The 6,582-nt window shown below is 70.9% G+C and carries 8 protein-coding genes; 6 read left to right on the top strand and 2 right to left on the bottom strand.

Annotated features, from left to right (window positions below; genetic code table 11):
• Window positions 1–210 precede the first annotated feature (210 nt).
• The 4 genes from ACH4RG_RS17555 to ACH4RG_RS17540 all read left to right on the top strand — a co-directional run bounded on the left by ACH4RG_RS17555 (window position 211) and on the right by ACH4RG_RS17540 (window position 3,646).
• Window positions 211–1,050 carry an alpha/beta fold hydrolase gene (locus ACH4RG_RS17555; RefSeq protein WP_397917258.1) on the top strand — a complete coding sequence of 280 codons (840 nt, stop codon included), beginning with the start codon at window positions 211–213 and terminating at the stop codon, window positions 1,048–1,050.
• Window positions 1,051–1,064: 14 nt separating this feature from the next.
• Complete coding sequence (locus ACH4RG_RS17550; protein WP_397926950.1) at window positions 1,065–1,571, top strand: GbsR/MarR family transcriptional regulator; 507 nt, start codon at window positions 1,065–1,067, stop codon at window positions 1,569–1,571.
• A gap of 152 nt (window positions 1,572–1,723) precedes the next feature.
• Window positions 1,724–2,767: an amidohydrolase family protein gene (locus ACH4RG_RS17545; protein WP_397917256.1), complete on the top strand. Its 1,044-nt coding sequence runs from the start codon at window positions 1,724–1,726 to the stop codon at window positions 2,765–2,767.
• 183 nt (window positions 2,768–2,950) lie between these two features.
• Window positions 2,951–3,646, top strand: coding sequence for a type 1 glutamine amidotransferase domain-containing protein (locus ACH4RG_RS17540; RefSeq protein ID WP_397926946.1), 696 nt, complete (start codon window positions 2,951–2,953; stop codon window positions 3,644–3,646).
• 21 nt (window positions 3,647–3,667) lie between these two features.
• Here the strand turns inward: ACH4RG_RS17540 and ACH4RG_RS17535 are convergent, their stop codons facing one another.
• Both ACH4RG_RS17535 and ACH4RG_RS17530 read right to left on the bottom strand, forming a co-directional pair.
• Window positions 3,668–4,036, bottom strand: coding sequence for a Zn-ribbon domain-containing OB-fold protein (locus ACH4RG_RS17535; RefSeq protein WP_215110957.1), 369 nt, complete (start codon window positions 4,034–4,036; stop codon window positions 3,668–3,670).
• A 125-nt stretch (window positions 4,037–4,161) separates the two neighbouring features.
• Window positions 4,162–4,953: a TetR family transcriptional regulator gene (locus tag ACH4RG_RS17530; protein ID WP_397918090.1), complete on the bottom strand. Its 792-nt coding sequence runs from the start codon at window positions 4,951–4,953 to the stop codon at window positions 4,162–4,164.
• Window positions 4,954–5,122: 169 nt separating this feature from the next.
• Between ACH4RG_RS17530 and ACH4RG_RS17525 the strand changes: the two genes are divergently transcribed.
• Complete coding sequence (locus ACH4RG_RS17525) at window positions 5,123–5,908, top strand: electron transfer flavoprotein subunit beta/FixA family protein (RefSeq protein ID WP_398163678.1); 786 nt, start codon at window positions 5,123–5,125, stop codon at window positions 5,906–5,908.
• Window positions 5,909–5,977: 69 nt separating this feature from the next.
• A partial coding sequence (locus tag ACH4RG_RS17520; protein ID WP_398539792.1) for an electron transfer flavoprotein subunit alpha/FixB family protein occupies window positions 5,978–6,582 on the top strand: 605 nt, incomplete at its 3' end.

The raw sequence follows: 6,582 nt of genomic DNA, 5'->3' as shown, positions 1-6,582 counted from the left end.
GGAACCTCTGGCCGCACCGGCACGGACCGGACGGGGCTCCCGGCCACCGCTGCCGCGACCCGTCCGGACCGCTTCTCTTTGCGGCTGCGACGGAGAGAGTATTCTGATTCTGATGAACGAAACACTCCGACACCGTCGCCCGGCGGCCTCGCCGCCTCCGACACCGCCCCTGCCCGCGCTCACCGTCGGCCCCGGCGTGCAGGCCCCCCGATGACCGGCCCCGACAGCCGGACCGCCACCGGGGCCCGCGTCGAGGAGACGGCGCACAGCATCGACGTCTCCGGCGCCCGGCTGCACTACTGGACCGCCGGAGCGGCGGACCGCCCGGGGATCGCGCTGACCCACGGCGCCGGGGCCGACCACCGCATGTTCGATCCGCAGATCCCGGCTCTGGTCGGCGCGGGCTATCGCACCCTGCGCTGGGACGTGCGCTACCACGGGGCCTCCGCCTCGGGCACCGGCAGATTCCGTACGGTCTACGCGGCGCGGGACCTGGCAGCGCTGCTCGACGCGGCGGGGATGCCCAGGCCCGTGGTGCTGCTGGGCCAGTCGATGGGCGGCAACATCGCGCAGGAGTATCTGCGCCGACGGCCCGACGAGGTCGCCGCGCTCGTGGTGATCGGCTCCACTTCCAACACCCTGCCCATCACCCGGGCCGAGCGGCGCGGCCTGGCGCTCTCCCGCGCCTTCATGCGGTTGGTGCCCTACCGTCGGCTGACCCGGTCGATGGCCAGGGCTTCGGCGGAGGACCCCGGGGCCCGGACGTACCTGCGCGAGACCTTCCTGGCCAACGGGAGGCGGTCCTTCCTCACCACCTGGGACGGCATGACCCGTGCGATCGACCCCTCCCCCGACTACCGGGTCGAGAAGCCCGAACTTCTCATCTGCGGTGAACACGACAGCACGGGTAACATCCGCTCGGCGATGGAACGGTGGAGCGAACGCGATCCCCACAGCGAGTTCCACGTGATCCCCGGTGCCGGACATGTCGCCAATCTGGACCGTCCCGACGAGGTCAACCGGCTGACCGTCGCCTTCCTGAAGGCCTGAGCCCCAGCGAGACCATGACTGACCACGATGACACGCCCGACGCGGGAGCCCTCCCGGTGCCCGGCTCCGACGGCTTCAGCGACGCCGAGGCCGCCTTCATCAGCGCGATGGGTTCGCTGATGGAGCGCTGGGGTCTCCCACAAGCCACCGGCCGCCTCTTCGGCTACCTCCTGCTGCGCAACAAGCCGGTGGACCTCGACACCATGACCCAGGAACTCGGCCAGGCCAAGAGCGGGCTCAGCGTGGCCGCCCGCCAGTTGGAGGCCTGGTCCCTCGTACGGCGGTCCACCAGGGCCGGCAGCAGGCGCATCGACTACGAGGCGGTGGGCGACCTCCAGCACCTGCTGCTGGTGAACAACGCCCACATGCGCAAGTTCACCGAGACGCTGACCTCGGGGATCCCGGTGGCGCGCGGCGAGGCCCGGGACCGACTGGCTTCGCTCGCCGGCCTGTTCAACGGGTACGTGGAGCAGACAGAGGCGCTGGTGGCCGCCTGGGAGGCCCGACGCGCCGCCTCCTGAGCCCGGCGCGTGCCCGGACGTCTCGGCGGACGCACCCACGGCACAGCCGTTCCCCCTCTCCGTTCCTCCTCCCGCGCCTCCGCCGTTCCTCTACTCCGTTCCCCTTCTCCTCTTCTCCTCCTCCTTTCCTTCCTCCTCCCGATGGAGTGACTGTGAACGTGTCGTCCGTCCCCCTACCGGGCAACGGAACAGCGGTGGCCACCGCCGCGACGGATCCCGGGGTCCGGACCCGCCCGCCGGTCGTGGACGCCTGCTCACTGGTGTACGACGACGCGGGCTGGCGGGCGTACCTGAACCGTCTGGGCGACAACGCCCCTGAGTACCTGGACGTCTTCTCCGCCTCGTTCTGCCGGTACTTCGGCGCCTCGCACCCCGCGTACCGCGACGCGCTCGCCGTCCGCCGGCAGGACGCGATCGACGTGCTCCTGCCGCCGGGCCGGCCGCCCTTCGACCTGGCCGGGCATCTCGCGGACCGGGAGCGGCAGGGCGTGACGGGCGAGTTCGCCATGGGCTCGGCGGAACGGCTGCCCGACGGCCGTACGGTCAACGAGTGGCTGCTGGAGACCGTACGGGAGGTACGCGACCGGATCCACGTCTGGGCCGGGATCTCCCTGCGCGACCCCGTCGCCGCGCTGCGGGAGCTGGAACGATCGCTGGCGGCCGGGGCCACCGGGCTGTGCGTCATCCCGTTCCTGGACGGCACCGACCCGGCCGACCCGCGGTTCGCCCCGGTCTGGGACGCCGCGGCCTCGGCGCGGCTGCCGGTCTGGCTGCACACCGGTCACCACTTCGCCCGGAGCCATCCCAGCGGTCTGGGCAGCTGGCGTACGGTCGAGGCGCTGGCGGGCCGCCACCGCGAGCTGCTGCTCGTCGCCGGGCACGCGGGCTGGCCCGATGTGCAGGAGATGCTGCTCACCGCCGCCCGTCACCCGGGGGTCTACCTGGAGTTCTCCTCGCACCGGCCCCGGCACATGTCCAAGCCCGGCTCGGGCTGGGAGCCGCTGCTCCACCACGCCCGGGGGATGGCTCGCGACCGGGTCCTGTTCGGCACCTCGACCTGGGTCAATCCGGGACCGACGGGACCGCTGGCCGATGAGCTGGCCGCCCTCCCGCTCCGCGCCGACGTGGTAACCGCCTGGCTCTCGGGCAACGCGGAGGCGCTGGTCGCCCGCGCGGCCGGGACGCACCGGGGCTGAGCGCGCCGGGAGCCCTCCGGATGGTTCGGAGCGTCCGGAGGGGGCAGGCGATACGCCGGACGGCCGATCGCCGCCGCCCCGTCGGAAGCCTCTTTCCGGCACACGTGAGCGGAAGGCGGATCCTGGCCCGACCGGGCCTACCGTCGGCCTGGTCAGCCACCCCGACCAACGGAGATGTACGACATGGCAAAGATCCTTTTCGTGGTGTCCGGTGCGGACCACTGGAACCTGGCGGACGGCACGGCCCACCCCACGGGCTTCTGGGCCGAGGAGGCCGTGGCTCCGTACCGGGCGTTCACCGGCGCCGGGCACGAGGTGGTCGTCGCCACCCCGGGCGGCGTCGTCCCGACCGTGGACCGCGGCAGCCTGGCGCCCGAGGTCAACGGCGGCCAGGAGGGCGCCGACGCCGTGGCGGCCGGTCTTGAGGCGTTCGAGGAGCTGCGGCGGCCGATCGCGCTGGAGGACGTCGACCCGGACGCCTACGACGCCGTCTTCTACCCCGGTGGCCACGGCCCGATGGAGGACCTCGCGGTGGATCCCGTCTCCGGGCGGCTCCTCGCCCATGTGCTGGCTTCGGGCAAGCCGCTCGGTGTGGTCTGCCACGGTCCCGCGGCGCTGCTGGCCGCGACCGGCCCCGATGGCAAATCCGCGTTCGCCGGGTACCGGCTGACCGGATTCACCAACGCCGAGGAGACCCAGGCGGGCTTCGCGGACAAGGCGAAGTGGTTGCTCCAGGACCGGCTGGTCGCGCTGGGCGCGGACTTCCAGGAGGGTGAGCCCTGGGCGCCGTTCGTGATCACCGACCGGAACCTGATCACCGGTCAGAACCCTTCCTCCTCCGCCCCGTTGGCCGCCGAAATGCTCCACCGGCTGGGCTGACCGGCCGACCGGCCGGGACGTTCAGACCCAGTCGCGCCGTGCGGGCGGCTCACAGAGTTCCAGAACCACCTCGCCCGTCTCCGGCTCGTCCCCGGAAACGGGCCGGACGCGCGCGCCGACCGTCACCAGGTGCGGAGCCGCCCCCACGATCCGGCAGCGGAAGACGAACCCCTCGGAGAACCGCACGAGGGACTCGTTGCGCGCCGCCTCGGTGTAGCGGTGGACCACGGCGGTCCGGACGACCACTCCGTGGCCGGTGGTGCGTTCGGGCTCCAGTTCGCTCGACGCGCACACCGGGCAGAGCAGCCGCCGGAACGAGGCGGTGCCGCACCAGCGGCAGCGGTTGTAGGAGAGGCCGCACTCCTCGTGCGCCTTCTGGACGGTGCCCATCGCTGTCTGGGACACGGCTCGACCCCCTGCGCTCGACTCGGACGCGCCGCACCTGCGCTGCGGGCGCGTCCGCACCATATGGCACTCAGTGCCGGACAGTAAAGGCACTGAGTGCCCATTGGTATTCAGTTCTCACCGACGGCCGCCTCGATCTGCTGCACGACACGCCACATCGGGGTGCCCTTCCGCGCGACCATCACGATCACCTCGCCGTCACCGGAGACGGGAAAGAGGGAAGCGGGAACGGAGTCGGCGGACGAGGGGGCCACGGGAAGGGGCGCGTTCGAGCCGGGCACGGAACGCCCCGGAAGCCCTTCCGCTCCCCCGTTCCCCCCTTCCGGCGGCGGCGCGCCCGCCTCCGCCGCGGACCGCCCCCACACCTCGCGCACCAGAGCGAGCGCGTGATCGACGGCTGCCTCGGGGTCGCCCTCGCCGCCCGAACGCAGCCACAGCCGAAGCCCGTTGTTGTGCGCGGCGACCACCGAAGCGGCGATCACCTCGGCCCTCAACTCACCGTCCCCGCCCTTACCGAACCGGCCGCGCAGATGCCCGGCGAGGGTCTGCTCGTAACGGCGCACCACCGACAGTTCGTACGTACGCAGCCCCGGCACCTCCCGGGTGAGGCGGTAACGCTGCACGGAGAACTCCGGGTTGGCCGCGTACATCCGCAGCACGATGCGGGCGGCGTCGCACACCGCGCCGACCGGGTCGCCGTCGTCGACGGCGGCCAGGAACTCGGTCATCTCGACGAGGCAGCGCTCATGATCCGGGAAGACCGCGTCCTCCTTCGACGGGAAGTACCGGAAGAACGAGCGCCTGCCCACACCGGCCCGCGCCACGATGTCGTCCACGGTCGTCCGTTCGAAGCCCCGCTCCAGGAAGAGCTGGAAGGCCGCCTGCGCGAGCACCTCCCGCATGGGTGCCTTCTTCTCGGGTCCTCGTGCCTCGCTCATGCGGCGAAACGTAGCACCGGAAGGAGCATTTTGGCACTGCGTACCTTTACAGAGGGTACTGAGTGCCATAATCTGTCCATCAGTACGAATGACACCCAGGTGGGACCACACCCAGGTAGGCAGGAGAGCCGGCGTGAGCTTGAGGATCGTTGTCTGTGTGAAGTACGTGCCCGACGCGACCGGTGACCGGCGTTTCGCCGATGACCTGACGCTGGATCGTGAGGATGTCGACGGTCTGTTGTCGGAGCTGGACGAGTACGCGGTCGAGCAGGCGTTGCGGATCGCTGACGGGGCGGACGATGCGGAGATCACCGTGGTGACGGTGGGTCCGGAGGATGCCAAGGACGCGTTGCGCAAGGCGTTGTCGATGGGTGCGGACAAGGCGGTTCACGTCGAGGACGACGATCTGCACGGCAGTGATGTGATGGGTACGTCGCTGGTGCTGGCGAGGGCTGTGGAGAAGGCCGGGTACGACCTGGTGATCTGCGGGATGGCGTCGACGGACGGTGTGATGGGTGTGCTGCCGGCGTTGCTGGCGGAGCGGCTGGGTGTTCCTCAGGTGACTTTGCTGTCGGAGGTCGCGGTGGACGGTGGTGTGGTGACGGGGCGGCGTGACGGTGACACGGCGTCCGAGCTGCTTGAGGCGTCGCTTCCCGCGGTGGTGTCGGTGACCGACCAGTCCGGTGAGGCCCGTTACCCGTCGTTCAAGGGGATCATGGCGGCGAAGAAGAAGCCGGTGGAGTCCTGGGATCTGGACGATCTGGGTCTGGAGGCGGACGAGGTCGGTCTGGCGGGTGCGTGGACGGCGGTCGATTCGGCCACCGAGCGTCCGGCGCGGACGGCGGGCACGATCGTGAAGGACGAGGGTGAGGGGGGCAGGCAGCTCGCCGAGTTCCTCGCGGGCCGGAAGTTCATCTAGTCCGCATGTCCTTCCCCGCTGTTCCTCTCTCTCGTCTCTCTCGTCCTTTCTCGTCTGGAGTGCGTTGTCATGGCTGAAGTTCTTGTTCTGGTCGATCATGTGGACGGTGCGGTCCGCAAGCCCACCCTGGAGCTGCTGACGCTGGCCCGGCGGATCGGTGATCCGGTCGCCGTGGTGCTGGGTGCCGGTGCCGGGGCGGCCGCGTCGGTGCTGGGTGAGCATGGTGCGGTGAAGGTCCTGACTTCGGATGCCCCGGAGTTCGCGGACTTTTCGGTGGTGCCGAAGGTCGATGCCTTGCGGGCGGCGTTCGAGGCGGTGTCGCCGGTCGCGGTGCTGGTGGTGTCCTCTGCGGAGGGCAGGGAGGTCGCCGCCCGTCTCGCGCTGCGGGTGGGTTCCGGCATCATCACCGATGCCACCGATCTGGAGGCCGGTGACCAGGGTGTGGTGGCGACGCAGGCCGTGTTCGCCGCGTCTTACACGACCAGGTCCCGGGTTTCCAGGGGTGTTCCGGTCATCACGGTGAAGCCGAACTCGGCTCCCGTCGAGCCGGCCCCGGCGGCCGGTACGGTCGAGGCCCTGCCGGTGGTCTTCGGTGAGTCGGCGACGGGGACGAAGGTGACGTCGCGGACGCCGCGTGAGTCGACCGGGCGTCCGGAGCTGACCGAGGCCGCGAT

This window comes from Streptomyces sp. NPDC021019, from assembly GCF_044333295.1.
Lineage (GTDB): Bacteria > Actinomycetota > Actinomycetes > Streptomycetales > Streptomycetaceae > Streptomyces.
Note: the sequence above shows the minus strand (reverse complement) of the source record. Positions and strands in the feature narration are given on the sequence as shown.

Bases quoted from the DNA above. Each gene is read 5' to 3' on its own strand.
- ACH4RG_RS17555 (WP_397917258.1), top strand. From the start codon at position 211: ATGACCGGCCCCGACAGCCGGACCGCCACCGGGGCCCGCGTCGAGGAG.
- ACH4RG_RS17550 (WP_397926950.1), top strand. From the start codon at position 1,065: ATGACTGACCACGATGACACGCCCGACGCGGGAGCCCTCCCGGTGCCC.
- ACH4RG_RS17540 (WP_397926946.1), top strand. From the start codon at position 2,951: ATGGCAAAGATCCTTTTCGTGGTGTCCGGTGCGGACCACTGGAACCTG.
- ACH4RG_RS17535 (WP_215110957.1), bottom strand. From the start codon at position 4,036: ATGGGCACCGTCCAGAAGGCGCACGAGGAGTGCGGCCTCTCCTACAAC.
- ACH4RG_RS17530 (WP_397918090.1), bottom strand. From the start codon at position 4,953: ATGCGGGAGGTGCTCGCGCAGGCGGCCTTCCAGCTCTTCCTGGAGCGG.